This window comes from Paenibacillus rhizoplanae (genome assembly GCF_042684125.1).
Lineage (GTDB): Bacteria > Bacillota > Bacilli > Paenibacillales > Paenibacillaceae > Paenibacillus_AQ > Paenibacillus_AQ rhizoplanae.
Window position 1 is genome coordinate 44,798 of the sequence record NZ_JBHUKY010000024.1, and the last position, 20,061, is coordinate 64,858.

A 20,061-nucleotide genomic window follows, 5' to 3' on the forward strand; every position below is an offset into this window, starting at 1 on the left:
TTGCAATCGGGTCCGGCCTATTAGCTTCGATAACGGTAACATCCCAATACTGCTTAAGACGAATAGATGTGTGTGTATAACTACTGGACAGGAGGTTTACAGCAATGAGCTTTCCAATAACCAGACACCGCCGTTTGCGCGGGTCGGCCGGTATTCGCGGCATGGTGCGCGAGACCGTTTTGAATGTGCTGGATTTCATCCAGCCGATTTTTGTAACCTATGGTACCGGTGTGAAGAATGAGATCAGCTCCATGCCCGGTGTCTATCATTTCTCGCTGGATACGCTGAAGGCGGAGGTGGATGAGATTGCTTCCCTTGGGATTCCGGCGGTATTATTGTTCGGCATTCCCGAAACGAAGGATGCGGTTGGCTCGTCCGGATTCGCTGAGGATGGCATTGTACAGGAGGCAACACGGCTAATCAAAAAATGGTACCCCGACCTGCTGGTCGTCGCCGATACCTGCCTGTGTGAATTCACCGACCACGGCCACTGCGGCATGGTGCATACCCATACATTGGACGGTGTGGTGCACGGGGATGTAATCAACGACGCTTCGCTTGAGCTGCTGACCCGCACGGCGGTCTCGCAGGCCCGGGCAGGGGCGGATATTATCGCGCCGTCCAACATGATGGACGGATTCGTGCAGGCGATCCGTGCCGGACTCGATGCGAATGGCTTCGAGCAGGTGCCGATCATGTCCTATTCGGTAAAATACGCCTCTGCCTTCTACGGCCCGTTCCGCGAAGCGGCAGATTCCGCTCCCCAGTTCGGCAACCGCAAGACGTATCAGATGGACCCGGCCAACCTGCGGGAAGCGATTCGCGAAGCGGATTCCGATGTGCTGGAAGGCGCGGACATGCTGATGGTGAAGCCCGCGCTGGCTTATCTGGATGTAATCCGGACGATCCGCGACCAGTTCGATCTGCCGCTCGTAGCCTACAACGTCAGTGGTGAGTACTCGATGGTCAAGGCGGCTGCGCAGCAGGGCTGGATCGATGAGCAGGCGGTTGTGCTGGAGATGCTGACCGGCATGAAGCGCGCCGGAGCAGATGTGATTATTACCTATTTCGCCAAGGACGCAGCCGGTTGGCTGCGCGGCTAGGATCAGGAGGGAACAAGCATGGGTAATATACCGATGAACCGCCGGGAAGAGGCTTCCCGCACCGCTTTTGAAGAGGCAAAACAATATATTCCCGGCGGGGTGAACAGCCCGGTCCGGGCATTCAAATCCGTAGGATTGACCCCGGTGTATGTCGAGCGGGGCGAAGGCTCGCGGATCTATGATATTGACGGCAATAGCTTCATTGACTACGTCTGCTCGTGGGGGCCGCTGATTATGGGACATGCCCATCCTGCGGTGGTGAAGGCGCTGCAGGAGACTGCGGCCAAAGGGACAAGCTTCGGCGCGCCGACCTTGATGGAGACCATTATGGCCAAAACCGTGGTAGAACGTGTAGCCTCGGTGGACATTGTCCGCATGGTGAACTCGGGAACGGAAGCGACGATGAGTGCGATCAGACTGGCCCGCGGCTACACCGGACGCAGCAAAATCCTCAAATTCGAAGGCTCCTACCACGGACACGCCGACAGCCTGCTGATTAAGGCCGGTTCCGGGGTGGCGACCTTGGGGCTACCGGATAGTCCGGGCGTGCCGGAAGGTGTGGCGATGAACACGATCACGGTGCCTTATAATGACCTGGACGGGGTCAAAACTGCTTTTGAACGTTACGGCAACGAGATTGCCGCTATCATCGTTGAGCCGATCGCCGGAAATATGGGCGTGGTGCCTCCGCTTCCGGGCTTCCTGGAAGGGCTTCGTAAGGTGACTACGGGGTACGGGGCTTTGCTGATTTTTGATGAGGTGATGACCGGCTTCCGTGTGGACCGGGGATGTGCGCAGGGACTGTTCGGGCTGGACCCGGATCTGACCTGCTTCGGCAAGGTTATCGGCGGCGGGCTTCCTGTAGGGGCTTACGGCGGCAAAAGAGAGATTATGGAGCAGATCGCCCCATCCGGCCCGATCTATCAGGCAGGCACACTCAGCGGGAATCCGCTGGCGATGGCGGCGGGCTACAGCACGCTTGCGCTGCTGACCCCTGAGGTCTACACCCGTCTGGAGTCGCTTGGTGCGAGACTGGAAGCCGGGCTTAAGCGCAATGCGCAGGAGACGGGAATTCCGCTGACGATTAACCGCGTGGGCTCGATGGTATGTCCGTTCTTCACGGAGGAGCCGGTCACTAACTTCGAGACAGCCAAGACCAGTGATCTGGAGCGGTTCAAGCGTTATTTTGGCAAAATGCTGGATCAGGGCATCAGCGTTCCCCCGTCCCAGTTCGAGGGAATGTTCGTATCCGCTGCGCACAGCGAGCAGGATATTGACGATACGATTGCGGGCCATTACCAGGCCCTGAAATCGCTATGACGGCCGGACCAGAGGACCGGTCCGGTCAGGGCGGCGCCCCCTTCGCAGGCGGCGGCAAGTGGACCCGGCGCGGGGAATGGCTGGAAGCCATGCCTGGCCGGGTCATTACGTCGGCTGCCGACAGACCGGCAGCCATCGATGCCTGGCTGCTGGGCGTAGCCGGCATGCCGGAGAAGCTGCACGCCCGGCTGCGCCGCGAGGACGGCATCCAGTGGAGGGGCGACCGGCTGCGGCTGGCCCTGTTCCCCCACCGGGAAGCGGGAATAGAGCCGGTGTGGCAGGAAGCTGCGGCTGAGGTGCTGTTCGAGGACGACTTCTGCCTCGTGGTCCACAAGCCTGCGGGCATGGCGGTTCATCCGGACGGCAGCAGCACAGAGGTGACGCTGGATCATATCGTAGCCGCACATTATGCGGCTTCCGGCGGAGGGATTGCGGTTCGTCATATCCACCGGCTGGACAAGGATACTACCGGACCTGTGCTGTATGCGAAGAACGAATACGCCCAGCTTGTACTGGATGAGGATATGCGTGAGAAGAATGTATCCCGCCTGTATGCGGCGATTGTTGAAGGCACAGTGCCGCCTGAGCTTGCGGTGATCGATGCCCCCATCGGCCGTGACCGCCATCATGCAGCGCGCAGACGGGTATCCCCGGGAGGGCAGGAGGCGGTAACGCGGATTGTGGGGCGCGAAGCCCTGCCCGGCGGAACCGTAGTGAAGCTTCAGCTGGAGACGGGCCGAACGCACCAGATTCGTGTCCACCTCAGCCATGCGGGACATCCGCTGTTCGGGGATGATCTCTACGGCGGAGCCGGCTGGCATACCGCTGGTATTCCTTCTTTATATGATGAGAAGCAGCTGCGCACGAAGCCTGGTCAGGTGAAGTCTGCCATTACGGCCTGGTTCGAAGAGCAGGAGAAGGCAGGGCTTACCCCTGGTCTGCAAGTCACCGGCAAGCAGCCAGCTCCACCTTCCAAGCCGGGAGTCACGGTGAAGAGGGAGAGTTCCGACCGCCAGGCGCTGCATGGCGAGAAGCTGATTTTCGCCCATCCCTGGACCCGCATCAAGATCGAAGTATCTGATCCTTGGCCGGAGGATCTGTGCCGTCTGCGTGAGCAAATCGGCGGCCTAGATCAGAAGTAAGCCATTAACCAATCGGCTGTGTGAAGTTAAGGTAAGCTGTACTCAACCGGGCCGCGTTTCTCCGATATCTGGAGGATTGCGGCCCGGCTTTTTAGTTGTTGTTTAGCGCGACCTCCCCCAGCCGGAACATCGGACAATAAGTGGATTTATGCTATTTAATTTACTGGTGAACAGTTACCCTTTTTCCACTTATTTCATTGTAGCCACCAGTTAGCCCACGTGTCCTCTGATACCTTTCCGCGCGCAAGCCCGTCTTACTAATATGAGGAGATGATCTGGCTGTGAGATTGAGATGGAATCGCAGAGTGTTAGGACTCTTAGCCGCCTCGACCCTGGTGATTGCCGCCGGAATAATGGTGGTTGTGCAACTGAACAACAACTACGGAGTACTGGGTCTGGTTGCCCAGCTTCAGAGCTTCCGGGTGACGGTAGACAATCAATCGGACTTTGAGCTGAGTATTCTGGAGACAGGAGTAGTAACCGGCGCAGCAGCAGAGGCATCAGTAGATGAAGTTGGCAAGATACTCAAAAGCGGAAAAACTGTAAAAATTAAGCCCCGGCTGACCTTAAGCGGCGAAGGCGGAATTTATCTGAAGTATTCAGACAAGAGAGAACCGGACGTTCCCAGAACCATCGGAATATGCTCCTACACCGAAACTTTATCCGGATATTCCAAAGTTATTATTACGAATGACAAGGTGACAATCAAACAAAACTGCAGCTAATCTATGAACAATCCAGATATTTGCAGATCCCTAGTAACATTTGTAACTGACGGGCTGCCAATATATTGATAAATATAGTATGTAAGCGCAGTCTAATTGATGAACTGGGGGAAATTTTGTGAAAAAAATTACTAAGTTTATGCTCGTGGCCGGTATCTCATTGGCACTTGTCGGGGTAGGGAACAGCGGCGCCCTGAACAATGTCACTTCGGCAGCGAGCGCACCGCTTAAGGTAGGCCGGGTGGAAGCGGCTGCCCATGGCACCAAATGCTTCACCGTTGCGGTTGCTGTAGTACAGAATGGCGTAATCGTTGCGGCTTCGCTGGATGATTATCAGTTCCTGGGCACCGATGTAGCCACTGGCGTACCGAACTCGGACAAGGATTTCGGCAAGAATTACAAAGACCCTAATATGGTGCTGGCCTCCAAGAAGACCAACGCCAAATACTACAGTGAGCACATGACGGAAGAAGCCAAATCAACAGTAGCCTATGACAAGAACCTGGCGGCCATCGAGAAATTCGCCACAGGCAAAACGATTAAATCCCTTGAAGCTACACTGACTAACAAAAGCAAAGAGCAAGTCGTTGACGCTGTAAGCGGTGCAACTCTGGTGGATACCCAAGGTTACCTGAAAGCCATTCTAAGCGCAGCCAAAGCTGCAAAATAAACGGCTGTTCCATCATTTAACCGATTTTAACCCCTTCGTGGCTGCGGCTGTGGAGGGGTTTTGCTATGCTGTTTCCATTTGTCTCCAGACCGACTTCGTTGCTCAAGAGAGTGGCACCCCTGCAATTATGGGTATAACACTAATAAGTATAAAGACATCAGCATTCGCGAGTATTCATAACTGGGGGTAAGGCCATGAAATGGCAGGGCAGAAGAGGCAGTTCTAATGTGGAAGACCGCAGAGGCCGCGGCGGCGGAGGCAAGCTGATCGGCGGCGGAATCAGCGGGATCGTGATTATAGTGATTGTAACGCTGCTGAGCGGCGGGAATATCGGCGATATTATGGGGAATCTGACCTCAACTGGTTCAAGTACAAACTCTGGTGCTCCCTATGAACAGAGCGCCCAGGAGAAGGAGCTATCCGAGTTCGTATCCGTGGTGCTGGCCGATACCGAGGATGTCTGGTCCGATATCTTCAAGAAGCAGGGGATGACTTATCAGGACCCGACGCTTGTGCTCTACAGCGGCAGCGTAAACTCTGCCTGCGGAACCGCAAGTTCGGCCGTCGGCCCGTTCTATTGTCCGGGGGATGCCAATCTGTATATCGATCTCAGCTTCTATGATGAGCTGCAGCAGCAGTTCAAGGCACCGGGCGACTTCGCCATGGCATATGTGATTGCCCACGAGGTGGGTCATCATGTGCAGACCCTGCTGGGTGCTTCCAAGCAGCTGAATGCAGAGCGCCAGCGTCTCAGCGAGACCGAATTCAATAAGGTTCAGGTCCGTTTCGAGCTGCAGGCTGATTATTATGCCGGGGTATGGGCCCATCATGCCCAGGGGATGAATCTGCTGGAGGAAGGGGACCTCGAAGAGGCGCTGACTGCCGCGAGCGCGGTGGGGGACGATACGATCCAGAAGCGGGCGCAGGGATATGTGGTGCCCGACAGCTTCACGCACGGAACCTCCGAAGAGCGCAAGCGCTGGTTCTATAAGGGCTTTAACTCCGGCACGATTGCCGGCGGAGATACCTTCAAGGCTGCTGAACTATAGCCGATTCCAGCATCACGAACACTAAGAGCCGCTCTTCCGGTTGACGGAGAGCGGCCTTTAGTGCCTGGCTAAGACTCAAGATCATTCCGGTAAGAGAGACGGTTGCGGCCAAGCTTCTTGGACTCCAGCAGGAGCTGGTCGGCGTAGACGTACCCTTTTTCCATAGAGGTCTTCTGTTCCGGGTCTGCCTTATAGTAAAAGAGTCCGAAGGATGCCGAATACGGCACGCGGATCACCTGCTCCTCGAATTCTGCACTTACGCTGTGATCGTGAAGGCTGTCCAGCATCTCCTGAATCTGTCTCTGGCATTCCTCGAAGGTCTTGTCCCTGAGGAACAGCGTGAACTCTTCCCCGCCGCTACGGAACAGGATGTCTCCCTCATGCAGATGCTTCTGCAGCGTCTTGGCAAAATGAACAATGACACGGTCGCCAACGGCGTGGTTGTAGCTGTCATTGATTTTTTTGAACCGGTCGATATCCGCCACTACAATTCCGATATACTCCCCGCTCTGGTTCAGCTCCTTCATCATCTTGTCCATATGTGCCCGGTTATAGGTGCCGGTGAGGAAATCGCGGTAAGCCATCTGCTCGAATTTGTCGCGTTCATACTTGTGCTGGGCACTCTGCGATTTGGAATAGAACGAGATACTGACTACATAGTTGAGCACGAACAGGGCGATCAGCATCTCCCATTTCTCCATTTGCAGCAGCCGCAGCAGCAGAGCATTGCTCAGGGCCACCTTGCTGAAGTCCAGCAGATTCCGGCTCCGCAGCAGCAGGTTCCGCGCTTCCCGGCGTGTCTTGATATCTCCCGACAGGGCAAAGGTCAGCACCAGGAAGGTGGAGGACAGCAGAGTGGTGACGCAGACCACGAGCAGGAACAGCAGCCAGTATCCGAGCGGAAGCTTGTCCGCCAGGGGAGAGAGTGCCGTGTACAGATAATACGCGGCTGAGCCGCCCAGTGTGAACGAGCCGATGTTGTAGAAGGTATCCAGGAATTCTCCGGGATCGGCGGTTTTTGTTTTCTTTTTATAGAAATAGACAATGAAGCGGTATACGGTCTCGAACAGGAGCGTACCCAGCGGTCCGGCAAAAATCCCGAATGACGAAGTATAGCTGATCGCATAATCGATCGTAGAATTCCCGCTCCGGGTCACAATCCGCAATTGGAAGTAGATGCTGGAGAAGACAGTGTATAGCAGCAATGCTTTTATATAGGTAACATCCAGGACTACAGCATGTGTGGGAATGAAGGCTATAGCCAGGGAGGCGACAAATAGGAAAAGGTCAAATACCCTCGCTTTTGACATGTCGGAAATTTCCTTTCAGGATTTATACCGATTATACCCGAAAAGACGATTCTTGATTAAAAGTTATTTTTGAAATTTGTATCGAATGACCATATATCCATTTCCGCCTGCCCGTAGCCTTCATATACTATCCTGGCTAAGGTGGAGCAGACTGCTCCTGTGCCTCTAAATAAATCTATAAGCCGGGGAGAGGAATGCATGAAGATATTGCTGGTCACCTACTGGGGTCTCACCAATATGGGCGGGATTTGGACGTATATGAAGCAGCTGGCAGATAAGCTGGGCGAGCAGGGGCATTCCGTTACAGTGATGGGCAGCCATGTGGAGAACAATACATTGTATTTGCTGAACCGGACCGAGTCTTTTGATAAAAAACCGTTCTATTCGCTTCTGCTGCCGCAGCTTGATATCGGCCGGTTCCCCTCGCTGCATCTGGAGCATGGCATCTTCAGCTTCGAGCTGGGGCGTTATGTGTTCGAGGGCGGAGCCGCTGTGCTGGGGCTGGAGGAATATGATGTTATTCATGCCCAGGACCCTATAGCCTCGTACGCGCTGCGGCGGATTATGCGCCGTCCCGTTCCGCTGGTCTCAAGTGTTCATGGGGCATTGACCAAGGAGACCTTCTATGAGTACAAGGGACTTGAGCCCGGGCTGACCCGGGAGGAATATGAACAGCGGCCGATCTGGAGCTATTTCCGCAGGCTTGAGACGCTGGGTGCCAGGGCGGCCGACCAGATTCTGGTCTCTTCGGAGTGGATCGGACAGCTCACGCAGAGCCTGGGAGTCAGCCCGGACCGTATTCATACCTTGCCATACGGGCTGGACCTGCACCAATATGCCGCCCGGGCTGCAGAGACGCCGCCGCTTCAATTTGCAGAGGGAATTCCTGTGATCATGTTTGCCGGACGTCTTGAATATATCAAAGGAGTACATGTACTGATAGAGGCGCTAGGCATTCTAGAGCAGCGCTGTCAGCAGTGGATCTGTGCGGTGGCCGGAATCGGCAGCCTCCTGGAGGAGCTCATGGAGCAGACCCGCCGGCTGGGTATCGCGGGGAAGGTCCATTTCACCGGGAAGCTGAACAACATTCCGGCTGCGCTCCGGGCTGCCGACATCTATGTGCAGCCCTCCCTCCAGGACACGCAGCCCTTCTCGGTTACAGAAGCGCAGCTTGCCGGGATCGCGCCGATTGTCGCCGGAACCGCAGGCATGCCGGAGATGGTCCGGCAGGGGGAGACGGGCTGGATTGTTCCTCCCGGAGATGCCGCGCAGCTTGCCCTGCAGATCGAGCAGCTGCTGGGGGATGTGGAGCTGAGAAGACGCACCGGCCTCCAGGCCAGAGAGTGGGCAGAGCAGACCCGGTCGCTGGATGTCATGGCTGCGGGTACGCTGAATGTATACCAGCGAGCGGTCAGGCTGCGGCCGGGAATTCCGGATCACCTCCGGTTTGAGGAAGAGCCGGGCTCGGGTACGCTTCCGGCAGCATTTCATCCGGCGGATGTGCTTAACGAGTGTGATCCGGGGAATCCGCTTGCCGTAACGCTGCGTGTCAAGCTTCCACAGTACTACACTATTCCTGATGCACGTACTGCCCTTCCTCCCCTGGGATAGACGCTGTCCGCAATTGAAGCGGCAAAGTTGTCATGCCTGCCTGATTGAAGCATATACATGAGGGGAGTAACATTTTGGGCTTATACTCTGGGCTTGTCTCAGGGATAGATTATGCCAAGAAGGAGGACATTTCCCGTGTTTGACCAGTCCCATGGCTTGCGGTTTGATATTTATGAACGCATTCACCTTTCGGAAGAGCTTCCGGGAATAGCAGAGCTGGAGGAAGTCGAGCTGGTTCCCGACATCCAGGTCATCCAGCGGGAGGACCGGGCCGAGCTGCACGGTCAACTGCTGCTCACCGGACTCTACCGGGGGGAGGATGACCTTACACAGCGTCTGGAGCATGCAATTCCTGTTGAAATCACTGTTCCGCTGACCCGGGTCAGCTCACTTGATGACATAGGGGTGGAGATCGAGAATTTCGATATTGATCTGCTGACGATGCGAACCGTCAACATTACCGGAGTGCTCTCGCTGCGCGGAATCGGAAGTGCAGATGCACAGCCGGCCTGGCAGCAGGAGGAATACACGGTAGCGTATTCGCCGGAGGCAGGAGACAGTAGGGCGGCTGAGGAGAAATTACGCAGTCCGGAGAATGATAGCCTGTATGAGAATTCGCTCTGGACCTATGGCGAAGGAGCAGCAGAGGGCTCTGAAGAAGATCAGAACGCTGCTGATCCGGCTGAGGCTGCAGCTGGGCCGCTGTATGCGGAAGACGCTGCGTACACCCAGCCCGCTGCCTATCTCACCACACCTCTGAAGGACAAGGAACCCAGAGTAAGAACCCATAGCCTGGATACGGCTTCATCGGCAGGCAGCAAGCCGGCGGCTGATCCGGTCTCCGGCCACTTCCTCACCTCCAGAGAGAAGACGGCGCCAGCGGCTGTGAACGGCTCGCTTCAAGAAGACACCACGCTTCAGACAGGCACCGCTGCCTTGAACACAGTGGATCATTGGGGCAATGCGAAGCTTCATGCCGCCACGCAGCCGGAGCCGGTGCTTACCTCCGCTGCCAACGATGCTGCTGCGCTGTTTGCCGGGAACGAAGAGGTGGAGACGGCAGAGGAGATTCAGGCCACAGACAATGAAGTCTTCCTGTCTGCGGAATCTCTGGCTCCCCAGGAGGAGAAGCAGGATCTCAAGGTTGCCCTTGGCAGCAAAAAAGAACCGGGAGCCGCGGAGAAGGAGCCGCTCACCTTCTCCTCGCTGCTCAGCGCAAGCCGCGCCAACAGAGAGCAGGAGGAGCTGCTCTCGGGCAATATTGACTCTGTAGCGGAGGCTATCCCTGAGGCCGGCAATGATACAGCGTGGAAGAGCCGGTTCATCGGCGGCATGGGCGGAACGGAGCTGTTCCGCAAGGTACGGCTCTGCATCGTGCAGCGGGAAGAGACGCTGGATACCATTGCCGAGAAATATCAGCTTAGCACCCGGGAGCTGACCATGTACAACCGGCTGTCCGGCCAGATTGTAGAAGAGGGACAGGTCTTATACATTCCTTGAGATTGACGGTGTGCGGAGAATTCAGGCTTAACAGGAACAGCCCTTGCCTTATGGATGGGGCTGTTCCTGTTTTCTTTGTGAAATCCGCTTTTGGTTTACAAACCGTTCAGCCGGGGGTAATAGTCACTACCGGCCTACATACATTACACATTCAGGCAGCTATGCGCTGGTACACCACTTCTGGAAGGATGATAACTCACATGAAGAAAAAAGTGGCAGCCACTGCGGCCGCACTATGCTTGACGCTCACAGTCTCGGCCGGTGTCTACGCCGCCAGTAATCTGCAGGAGATCAAGGCGCTCCTGAACAACAAAATCGGGATCGTCGTGAATGGCCAGGCGTACACGCCCAAAGACGGCAACGGCAAAACCCTCGCCCCGATTACCTACAACGGCATTACTTATCTGCCTGTACGCTCCATCGGCGAAGCGCTGAACACCGCTGTCACTTACGACGCTGCTACCAGCCGGGTAATCATCGGCGATGCGGCTGCCCCGGCTGTCTCCTCCGGCGGCTCGTCCGCAGGAACACCAGCGGATTCCGTGAAGCGTCCGAAGAGTCTGCCGGCGGACTTCCCGCTTCCGGCCGATGCGAAGATATTTGATCTGATCGAAGGCTCGGCGACCGGTACGCCGTCCGCGACTTTCAGCTACCGCACGAAGCAGAGTCTGGAGACGCTCGGCAATACGTATAAGGACTATTTCGTGCAAAAAGGAGCAACCTCCAAAACAGAGGAGGTCTCAGCCTCGGCCTTCTCCATTATTGATGTTGGAAGCAAGTTCGCCGTAACACTGGATGGAGCTCCCGGAACAGGCAGCAACCAGGGCTTCAATGTGGTTCAGGTGATCTGGAGCGGGGAGTAAGCGCTGCGGCTTAACTGCTGCCTGCCGTTTAGTGCATATGCTGGTTGACTAGGGATAATACTGAATGTATTATTGAACTAAGTAATAACTAGCATAAAGACTGGGAACGGGAAGAGTAGGCGGTCAGCCCTTCAGAGAGCGGAATTATTATTGGTGTGAATTTCCGCAGGATGCAGCCCCCGAAGTCGCCCCGGAGTTGCCCTTCTGAGCTTGTCTTCATCCTGAAGACCGGTTAGGATGCGGCCGGACGCAGCCGTTATCTGCAGAAGTGTCGCGCTAAGCTTCAGGAACCTGTAAGGGGACTTAAGGCAGAGTTTTCTTTTTTGTTGGCGCGAAACAAAGGTGGTACCGCGAAAGAATGGCCTTTCGTCCTTTGAGACGAAGGGCCTTTTTGTATTCTCAGAAACCACTAGCTACTCAATACATTAACAGTGGAGGGTTCACAATGGCTGATAATAACAATGCAGCAGCAGAGCTGCCGAACCAGCAGGAAGCGGCAGAAGATACCGCCGCAGCTAATCACAAGCAGAGCGACATGCCGACTACATATGATCCGGGAGCGGCAGAGAAGAAATGGTATGCGTACTGGATGGAGAACGGCTTCTTCGAAGCCGGCAAGCGGCCGGATGCGGAGCCTTACAGCATCGTTATTCCGCCGCCGAATGTAACAGGAATGCTGCATATCGGACACGCACTGGATTTCACGCTTCAGGATGTGCTGATTCGAACCAAGCGGATGCAGGGTTATGATACCTTGTGGCTGCCGGGTACGGATCATGCAGGCATTGCTACGCAGACCAAGGTAGAGCAGAAGCTGCGCCAGCAGGGAATCTCCCGCCATGATCTGGGGCGCGAGAAGTTCCTGGAGCAGGTATGGGCCTGGAAAGACCAGTACGCAGAGACGATTCATGACCAATGGGCCAAGATGGGCCTGTCTCTGGATTACTCCCGCGAACGGTTTACCTTTGATGACGGAATGAAGAAGGCAGTAAGCAAGGTATTTGTGGAGCTGTACCAGAAGGGCCTGATCTATCGCGGCAAGCGGATTATTAACTGGGACCCGGCTGCCCGTACAGCGCTGTCTGATATCGAGGTTGAATACAAAGAAGTGAACGGTCATCTGTACCATTTGAGTTACCCGCTTAAGGATGGCAGCGGCCATATCACGGTGGCTACCACACGGCCCGAAACGATGCTGGGCGATACTGCGGTAGCGGTACACCCTTCGGATGAGCGTTATAAGGATCTGATCGGTAAGACGCTGATTCTGCCAATAATCGGCCGGGAGATTCCGGTGATTGCCGATGAGTATGTAGATAAGGACTTCGGCAGCGGTGCGGTTAAGATTACACCGGCCCATGATCCGAACGACTTCGAGATGGGAGTCCGCCATAACCTTCTACAGATCAATGTAATGGATGAAGGCGGAGTGATGAATGAGGAAGCAGGCGCCTACCAGGGAATGGACCGCAGCGACTGCCGTAAGGCCATCGTAGCGGACCTGAAGGAGCAAGGCGTGCTGATCTCCATTGAGGATCACGTACATCAGGTAGGACACAGTGAACGTTCCGGGGCCGTAGTAGAGCCTTATCTGTCCACCCAGTGGTTCGTCAAAATGCAGCCGCTGGCAGAAGCAGCCATCGCCGCACAGAAGGACGGAGACGGAGTTCACTTCGTTCCGGACCGCTTCGAGAAGACGTACCTGAACTGGATCGAGAATGTCCGCGACTGGTGTATCTCCCGCCAATTGTGGTGGGGCCACCGTATTCCGGCCTGGTACTCCGAATCCACCGGTGAGATTGTAGTTGCACATGATGAAGAAGAAGCACGTCGCATCAGCGGACTGTCCGACTTGAAGCAGGATGAAGATGTTCTGGATACCTGGTTCAGCTCGAATCTCTGGCCGTTCGCTACCTTAGGCTGGCCTGACGGGGACAGCAGCGACTATCAGCGCTACTATCCGAACAACGTACTGGTTACCGGCTACGATATCATCTACTTCTGGGTAGCGCGCATGATTTTCTCAGCCATGGAATTCACAGGACAGAAGCCGTTCTCCGATGTGCTGATGCACGGACTCGTACGCGATGCCGAAGGACGCAAGATGTCCAAGTCTCTCGGCAATGGCATCAATCCGCTGGATGTTATCGATCAGTACGGCGCTGACGCCATGCGCTATATGATTACTACCGGCAGTACAGCGGGACAGGATCTGCGGTTCCGGATGGAAAAGGTAGAGCAGGCGCGCAATTTTGCCAACAAGATCTGGAATGCCTCCCGGTTCGCGCTGATGAATCTGGAAGGCGTAGCCTTTGAAGATATCGACATTACAGGTGAGCTTGGCACAGCGGACCGCTGGATTCTGCACCGCCTGAACGAAACTTCCCGCGATATTACGCGTCTAATTGACTCGTACGAGTTCGGCGAGACTGGCCGCCTGCTCTACAACTTCATCTGGGATGATCTGTGTGACTGGTATATCGAATTCGCCAAGCTCTCGCTATATGGAGCGGACGCAGCCGCCAAGGCCAAGACCCAGTCCGTTCTGGCTTACGTGCTGGACCGCACACTGCGCCTGATTCACCCGTTCATGCCGTTCATTACGGAGGAGATCTGGCAGCATCTGCCGCATCAGGGCGAATCCATCACCTTGGCCGAATGGCCGAAGTACGATGCGGCGCTTGAGAATCCGCAGGCAGTGTCAGAGATGAACCTGCTGATGGATATCATCCGGGCCGTTCGAGGTATCCGCGCGGAAGTGAATGCGCCAATGAGCAAGAAGGTCGAACTGATTATCAAAGCCGGCAGCCAGGACACCCTGGACATTATTTCCCGCAACGACAATTACATCGGGCGCTTCTGCAACACCTCTTCGTTCGAAGCAGGTCTTGCGCCGCAGACGCCGGATAAAATGATGTCCGCCGTGGTTACCGGAGCGGAGCTGCTTCTGCCGCTGTCCGGTCTGATCGATATCGACCAGGAGATTATCCGTCTTGAAAAAGAAGTTCAGACCCTGAACAACGAAGTGGAGCGTGTGGAGAAGAAGCTCAGTAATCAGGGCTTTGTAGCCAAAGCTCCGGCAAAAGTCATCGAAGAGGAACGGGCGAAGCAGGCGGACTATTCCGACAGACGCGAGAAAGTGCTGGCCCGTATTGCAGAGCTGAGAGGATAACAGACATGGAAGAGATCATCCGGAGCGGCGCTGCCGCTCCCTTAAGTTCTTATACAGAAGCGGTAGACTGGATCAACAGTCTGATTCCTTTTGGAATCCGGCCGGGTCTGGAGCGGATAGAGCTGCTGATGGAGAAGCTGGGACATCCGCACCGCAAGCTCAAGTTCATTCATGTGGCCGGGACGAACGGCAAGGGATCGACCTGCGCCTTTTTGACCTCGGCCCTTATTCAGAGCGGATATTCGGTGGGGACCTTTACCTCTCCTTATATCACGAAGTTCACGAACCGGTTCCAGTACAACGGGACGGATATTCCCGAGGAGACTCTGCTGAAGCTTGCCAATCAGCTGCGTCCGCTGGCCCGGGAGATTGCGGGCAGTGAGCTGGGCTCACCGACCATGTTCGAGGTGGCGACGGCGCTGGCGATACTCTATTACGGCGAAGTCTGTTATCCCGATGTAGTCGTATGGGAGACGGGGCTTGGGGGAAGGCTGGATGTAACGAACATTGTTACTCCGGTTATATCAGTCATCACTAATGTTGGACATGATCATACCGATGTGCTGGGAGATACGCTTACGCTGATTGCCGGCGAGAAGGCTGGGATTATTAAGCCGGGCGTTCCTGTAGTCAGCTGTGTGAGTCAGCCGGAAGCTGTAGCTGTATTGAAGGCCAAGGCGGCATCTACCCGTTCGACACTCTATTTAGCCGGAGAAGATTTCAGCTATAGTAAGGTTAAGCAGAGAGACGGCTACCAGCACTTCACCTTCAACGGGCCGTTCCGGGGGCTTGAGCTGGATATTGCCATGAAGGGCGAACACCAGCTGGAGAATGCGGCCGGGGCGATGATGGCGCTTGAGGTGCTGCGGCAGTATATGGCCTTCATGCTGGAGGACGAGGATGTGCTGGAGGGCTTTCGCGGCACATTCTGGGCCGGAAGACTGGAGGAAGTGAGTACCTCACCCAGAATTATTCTGGACGGCGCGCACAATCCGGAAGGGGCAGAAAGCCTTGCGAAGAGTCTTCCGCAGTTCCAGCCTTACCGTAAATTAAATTTGCTCATGGGGATGCTGGCAAATAAGCATCACGAGTCGTATCTTAAGCATATACTGCCTATAGTGGATACGCTCATCCTGACCGAACCGGATTTCCGTAAGAAAATGGACGCGGAAGATCTGCAGGCTATTGCAGAGAGTCTGCGGAATAAGTATGCCAAGGACAACTTGGAAATTATAGTAGAACGTAATTGGGGCCAGGCGCTGCAGAAGCTGCAGACGATCACAGCGGACGATGACCTTGCGGTTGTGTCCGGAACGCTGTATTTGATTTCTGATGTGCGCAGTACGCTTTTACGGCAACCCGATTCTGAAAAAGGCTGGTGACGAACTGTTGGATACTACTGAACGTGTGCATTTTATAGGGATCGGCGGCTATGGCATGAGCGCGATTGCCCGGGTGATGCTGGAGATGGGATATACAGTTACGGGCTCTGACGTAGCTGCACAAGAGTTAACGGAGAAATTAATTGCCAAGGGTGCCAAGGTCTTCATCGGGCATACGGCTGAACAGGTAAAAGGTGCAGATCTGGTCGTCTATTCTACGGCGCTTGCAGCAGATAACGTGGAGTGGGTGGAAGCGGAGCGGCTGAAGATTCCGATTCTGCACCGTTCGCAGATGCTCGCGCGGCTGCTGAATCAGCGGAAGGGTGTAGCTGTTGCCGGAGCGCATGGCAAGACTACCACCTCCTCTATGATCGCATTGGTCATGGAAGACTGCGGCGTGGACCCTACCTATATTATCGGCGGGGAGATTATGAATGTCGGCACGAATGCCAAAGCGGGACAAGGGGAATTCGTCGTCGCGGAGGCCGATGAGAGTGACGGCTCCTTCCTGCAATACCATCCTTGGCTGGGAATCGTTACGAACATTGAAGCTGATCATCTGGAGAACTACGGCGGCGACTTCGGCAAGCTGAAGGATGCTTATGTTCAGTTCATGAATCAGCTGCGCGAGGACGGAACAGCTATCGTGTGTGCAGATGATGAGAATCTGAAATCCCTGCTGCCTAAGGTAAAAGGTACAGTGATCAGCTATGGGATCGAATCAGAAACAGCCGATTATACGGCGACTGATATTGTCCTCGGTGACCGGCAGGTATCCTATACCATGAATCATGGAAAAGAGGTATTAGGCCGTATCGAGCTCTCTATTCCGGGACAATACAATCTGTATAACTCTATGGCGGCAGTGATTTCTTGTCTGAAATCAGGCATTTCCTTTGAAGCCATTGCCGCTGCCATTGTGAAATTCCACGGCGCCAAACGGCGCTTCCAGGTCCTGGGCGAGGTTGACGAGATTCTCGTCATTGATGATTATGCGCATCATCCAACAGAGATTCAGGCTACGATCAGCGCCGCCAAGGCAACCGGCAAACGCATTATCGCCGTGTTCCAGCCGCAGCGCTACACGCGTACCTTCTTCCTGCTGGATGCGTTCAGCCGCGCGTTCAGCGAAGCGGACGAAGTGATTATTACCGATATCTACTCCCCTGCGGGTGAGAAGCAGATCGAGGGAGTTACTTCTGCCAAGCTGGTAGAGCTAATTGTACAGAACAGCAACGCCGGTGCACGGCATCTGCCGACAAAGGAAGATGTGCTGGCAGACCTGCAGAACCGCATTGCTCCCGGTGATCTGGTCATCACCATGGGTGCAGGCGATATCTGGAAGGTCGCTTATGCGCTGGCAGACAACCTGAAGAACCGGTAAGACAGCATCGTGTTGATTACAGAAACGGCTCCACATTCCTTTAATAGGGAGTGTAGGGCCGTTTTTTTGCATGCGAAGTTACTATATTCCCCATAGAATCGCAGGATTGAGCGCCAGTTCGGCAGCGGGGAAGGAACTGCGTGGTCAAACACCCGAACTTGGGTAATAGATCCTAGATGTCCTGGGCAGTCCCGGGTAATAGATCAATGGAGAGTAGGAGAACAAGCCATGAAGGAACCATTGCTATTCATTTCCGCAGAGAATCCGTATCCGCAGGATAGCGGGGGCAAGCTGAGAACGGGCAATATTCTGAAGCTTCTGCTCGCCAAGTATGAGGTAGAGCTTATCACCTACGCCAATCCCCGGAAGACAGGGACGCCGGAGGGACTGCCGTCACTTACGGTGCATGAAGTGGAGCGTACGGTCAGCTACCGCAGAGCGCTTCTCCGTTCTTTATATACCTGGCGGAATTGCTCGTATATGAGCCATGTCGATGTGGATATGAAGGCGATGATTATTGAGCTCTGCAGCCGGAAGTCCTACAGCCATGTATTTATTTCGCACAGTCTGCTGGGCTGCTGCATTGACATTGTACAGCGCTCCCTGCCTGACACTGTGATTATTACCGATGCGCATAATTTCGAGAGCGGATTATCTGCACAGCTTGCAGGCGGCAAAAAGGGGATTGCCAAGGTCTACTATTCCCTTAATGCCGTATGGACGCGCAAGGATGAGCTTAAGCTGATGGACAAGACTAATGTGCTGCTTGCCACATCGGAAGAGGATGCTCTGTCCTTCAAGGCACTGGCTCCAAGCCAGTCGCATAAGGTCCATGTCATTCCGAATTTCATACGCATGGAGGATTACCGGACCAAGACGCTTTTTCCCAGAGAGCAGTGGATTATCCTTCCAGGTAATATGAACTACTTCCCTAACATTAACGCAGCACTCTACTTCTACCGCGAGGTATATCCGTTGATTAAGGCGAGGGTACCGGACATTAAGTGGTATATTGTCGGACGGGATGTGCATCCGGAGGTAGCGGCACTGGCCTTGAAGGATTCCTCTATCGTCATTACCGGATATGTGGATAGTGTGGCGGATTATATACGCAAGGCGCAGGTTGTCATTGCTCCACTGCTGGAAGGCAGCGGGACACGGCTGAAAATTCTGGAGGCCTGGGCGCTGAGGATCCCTGTCGTCTCCAGCTCCAAAGGGGCGGAAGGGCTGCTCTGCGAGCATTCCCGGAATATTATGATTGCCGATGATCCCGCTTCTTTTGCCGATAGTGTGACACTGCTGCTTCAGGATCACGAAAGAGGAGTAGTACTCGCGGACCGTGCTTACGAGACTCTGCTGGCACATTATGAGGCGGAAAGTGTCAAGGAGAAGCTGCTTTCCCTGGTCTGAAGGGGTGTGAAAGCTAAAAAAATTATTTCCCCCATAAATCGACAACCTTCTCCAGGGGAATGCGTTACTATAGATCTACATCGAAAGTTTCACATTCCTGGGCTGGATGTCATTCGGCCTCTTTGTTTCGTACACATTCATACACATTTTACATAGAACCAAGGAGCTATAGCCATGAGAGAGAGAATGCTGTTCCTTTCTGCCCGGAGTCATACGCCGGAAGACCGGGAAGGAGACATAAGAACAGAGAATTTCCTTGATATTCTGCTGGAGAGGTTTGATATTGATCTGCTGGAGTATTGCCACCACCGCCGCGAGACGCAGATTCTGCGCAGTCCGGCCCTGACCGTGCATCAGGTGAAGCGGCCTGCGGCCACCCGCAGAAGCCTGCTTTTTCCACTGAACAGGCTCCGTACGGATGCCTCAATGATCGGCAATGACAAGTCTCTGCGGGCGGTAATTACTGAAATGTGCAGCCAGCACGACTACAGCCATGTGTTTGTTTCGTATGCCATGCTCGGCAATGGGCTGGATCTGGTCTCCTCGCTGCTTCCCGGTGCGGTTATCGTCACCGACGTGCGCCGTGCCTATGGCAGACAGGCGCAGAGCCGGGCGGCTGGCAAGCGGGGAATCAGCACAGGCTACCGCAAGCTGAATAATGCCCTAATGCGCCGGGAGGAGCGCCGGTTCATGAACAAGACCAGCCTGCTGCTCGCCGCTTCAGAAGAAGAGGCGTTGTCCTTCAAGGCGTTATCCTTTGCCGATGCAGGCAAGGTGCATGTAGTTCCGCCGTACATTGATCTGAGCGAACCCCCTTATGCGGCTGCCGGAGATACTGCCAAGGATAACTCCATCGTTCTGCACTGGGACATGCATTCCACTCACGGCAAGAATGCAGCGCTGTTGTTCTTCAAGAAGGTATACCCGCTGGTTCAGGTGGCAGTGCCGGATCTCCGTTGCTGCGTGATTAGCGGGGAAGTGCATCCTGAGGTTGCAGCTGCGGCCCGGAAGGACTCTTCTATTCTAATCATCGGCGAAGCTATACAGACAGCCGATTATATCCGCCGGGCCAGAGCTGTGGTTGCCTCGTGCAGCGAGGACTGCGGCAGTCAGAGCAAGATTCTGGAGGCCTGGGCCCTCCGAACTCCGGTGGTCAGCAGCCTGAAGGGCTCAGAGGAGCTGATCTGCGAGCCGGGGAGGAATATTCTGCTGGCAGAAACAACGGCTGCCTTTGCCGAGCATCTGATCACACTGTTGACGACGCCGGAGCTTGGTTCCATTATCGCGGATCAGGCCTACCGGACACTGAGCAAGCATTATGCAGCAGACGGCGTGAAGGCGAAGGTGCTGAGCCTGGTGTAAATATATTAAAATAGCATATCTCTCTCGCAGCTTTCATATCTTTCAGTATAGAACTGAA

Annotated in this window: 14 protein-coding genes, 1 pseudogene and 1 other annotated feature; of the genes and pseudogenes, 14 read left to right on the forward strand and 1 reads right to left on the reverse strand. The window is 54.9% G+C overall.

Features of this window, described 5'->3' with window-relative positions; all coding sequences use genetic code 11:
• The first annotated feature begins 104 nt into the window (after window positions 1-104).
• The 6 genes and pseudogenes from hemB (at window position 105) to ypfJ (ending at window position 6,009) form a co-directional block, all read left to right on the forward strand.
• Window positions 105-1,103 (forward strand): porphobilinogen synthase, encoded by a 999-nt coding sequence (gene hemB, locus ACFSX3_RS15235; RefSeq protein ID WP_209993990.1) that lies wholly within the window; start codon window positions 105-107, stop codon window positions 1,101-1,103.
• Window positions 1,104-1,121: 18 nt separating this feature from the next.
• Window positions 1,122-2,423, forward strand: coding sequence for a glutamate-1-semialdehyde 2,1-aminomutase (gene hemL / locus ACFSX3_RS15240; RefSeq protein ID WP_379255401.1), 1,302 nt, complete (start codon window positions 1,122-1,124; stop codon window positions 2,421-2,423).
• Window positions 2,420-3,232: pseudogene (locus ACFSX3_RS15245) on the forward strand (RluA family pseudouridine synthase); the annotation flags it as partial. The gene hemL and the pseudogene ACFSX3_RS15245, both read left to right, overlap by 4 nt.
• A 614-nt stretch (window positions 3,233-3,846) precedes the next feature.
• The gene (locus ACFSX3_RS15250) at window positions 3,847-4,290 is read left to right on the forward strand and encodes a hypothetical protein (protein WP_209993989.1); all 444 of its coding nucleotides are present in this window, start codon (window positions 3,847-3,849) and stop codon (window positions 4,288-4,290) included.
• Window positions 4,291-4,408: 118 nt separating this feature from the next.
• On the forward strand, window positions 4,409-4,960 hold the full coding sequence (locus ACFSX3_RS15255; RefSeq protein ID WP_209993988.1) for a hypothetical protein: 552 nt from the start codon (window positions 4,409-4,411) through the stop codon (window positions 4,958-4,960).
• 194 nt (window positions 4,961-5,154) lie between these two features.
• Window positions 5,155-6,009: a KPN_02809 family neutral zinc metallopeptidase gene (ypfJ, locus tag ACFSX3_RS15260; protein ID WP_209993987.1), complete on the forward strand. Its 855-nt coding sequence runs from the start codon at window positions 5,155-5,157 to the stop codon at window positions 6,007-6,009.
• Window positions 6,010-6,077: 68 nt separating this feature from the next.
• On the opposite strand, the gene ACFSX3_RS15265 is transcribed toward ypfJ, so the two are convergent.
• A complete protein-coding gene (locus tag ACFSX3_RS15265; protein ID WP_209993986.1) occupies window positions 6,078-7,319 on the reverse strand; it encodes a GGDEF domain-containing protein in 1,242 nt (413 codons plus the stop codon).
• A 198-nt stretch (window positions 7,320-7,517) separates the two neighbouring features.
• On the opposite strand from ACFSX3_RS15265, the gene ACFSX3_RS15270 reads away from it, so the two are divergent.
• The 8 genes from ACFSX3_RS15270 to ACFSX3_RS15305 all read left to right on the forward strand — a co-directional run bounded on the left by ACFSX3_RS15270 (window position 7,518) and on the right by ACFSX3_RS15305 (window position 20,003).
• Complete coding sequence (locus ACFSX3_RS15270; protein WP_209993985.1) at window positions 7,518-8,930, forward strand: glycosyltransferase family 4 protein; 1,413 nt, start codon at window positions 7,518-7,520, stop codon at window positions 8,928-8,930.
• Between the two features lie 135 nt (window positions 8,931-9,065).
• Window positions 9,066-10,430 carry a LysM peptidoglycan-binding domain-containing protein gene (locus tag ACFSX3_RS15275; protein WP_209993984.1) on the forward strand — a complete coding sequence of 455 codons (1,365 nt, stop codon included), beginning with the start codon at window positions 9,066-9,068 and terminating at the stop codon, window positions 10,428-10,430.
• A gap of 200 nt (window positions 10,431-10,630) precedes the next feature.
• Window positions 10,631-11,293, forward strand: a complete 663-nt coding sequence (locus tag ACFSX3_RS15280; RefSeq protein WP_209993983.1) for a stalk domain-containing protein — start codon at window positions 10,631-10,633, stop codon at window positions 11,291-11,293.
• 93 nt (window positions 11,294-11,386) lie between these two features.
• Window positions 11,387-11,670: a binding site (T-box leader), on the forward strand.
• 158 nt (window positions 11,671-11,828) lie between these two features.
• A complete protein-coding gene (locus ACFSX3_RS15285; RefSeq protein ID WP_379258621.1) occupies window positions 11,829-14,465 on the forward strand; it encodes a valine--tRNA ligase in 2,637 nt (878 codons plus the stop codon).
• 5 nt (window positions 14,466-14,470) lie between these two features.
• On the forward strand, window positions 14,471-15,847 hold the full coding sequence (locus ACFSX3_RS15290; protein WP_209993981.1) for a bifunctional folylpolyglutamate synthase/dihydrofolate synthase: 1,377 nt from the start codon (window positions 14,471-14,473) through the stop codon (window positions 15,845-15,847).
• Window positions 15,848-15,854: 7 nt separating this feature from the next.
• Complete coding sequence (murC, locus tag ACFSX3_RS15295) at window positions 15,855-17,231, forward strand: UDP-N-acetylmuramate--L-alanine ligase (RefSeq protein ID WP_209993980.1); 1,377 nt, start codon at window positions 15,855-15,857, stop codon at window positions 17,229-17,231.
• Between the two features lie 228 nt (window positions 17,232-17,459).
• Window positions 17,460-18,641, forward strand: a complete 1,182-nt coding sequence (locus tag ACFSX3_RS15300) for a glycosyltransferase family 4 protein (protein WP_209993979.1) — start codon at window positions 17,460-17,462, stop codon at window positions 18,639-18,641.
• Between the two features lie 174 nt (window positions 18,642-18,815).
• Window positions 18,816-20,003: a glycosyltransferase gene (locus ACFSX3_RS15305; protein WP_209993978.1), complete on the forward strand. Its 1,188-nt coding sequence runs from the start codon at window positions 18,816-18,818 to the stop codon at window positions 20,001-20,003.
• Window positions 20,004-20,061 lie beyond the last annotated feature (58 nt).

Bases quoted from the DNA above. Each gene is read 5' to 3' on its own strand.
- ACFSX3_RS15270 (WP_209993985.1), top strand. From the start codon at position 7,518: ATGAAGATATTGCTGGTCACCTACTGGGGTCTCACCAATATGGGCGGG.
- ACFSX3_RS15300 (WP_209993979.1), top strand. From the start codon at position 17,460: ATGAAGGAACCATTGCTATTCATTTCCGCAGAGAATCCGTATCCGCAG.
- ypfJ (WP_209993987.1), top strand. From the start codon at position 5,155: ATGAAATGGCAGGGCAGAAGAGGCAGTTCTAATGTGGAAGACCGCAGA.
- ACFSX3_RS15280 (WP_209993983.1), top strand. From the start codon at position 10,631: ATGAAGAAAAAAGTGGCAGCCACTGCGGCCGCACTATGCTTGACGCTC.
- ACFSX3_RS15285 (WP_379258621.1), top strand. From the start codon at position 11,829: ATGCCGACTACATATGATCCGGGAGCGGCAGAGAAGAAATGGTATGCG.
- hemL (WP_379255401.1), top strand. From the start codon at position 1,122: ATGGGTAATATACCGATGAACCGCCGGGAAGAGGCTTCCCGCACCGCT.
- ACFSX3_RS15305 (WP_209993978.1), top strand. From the start codon at position 18,816: ATGAGAGAGAGAATGCTGTTCCTTTCTGCCCGGAGTCATACGCCGGAA.
- hemB (WP_209993990.1), top strand. From the start codon at position 105: ATGAGCTTTCCAATAACCAGACACCGCCGTTTGCGCGGGTCGGCCGGT.
- ACFSX3_RS15290 (WP_209993981.1), top strand. From the start codon at position 14,471: ATGGAAGAGATCATCCGGAGCGGCGCTGCCGCTCCCTTAAGTTCTTAT.
- ACFSX3_RS15265 (WP_209993986.1), bottom strand. From the start codon at position 7,319: ATGTCAAAAGCGAGGGTATTTGACCTTTTCCTATTTGTCGCCTCCCTG.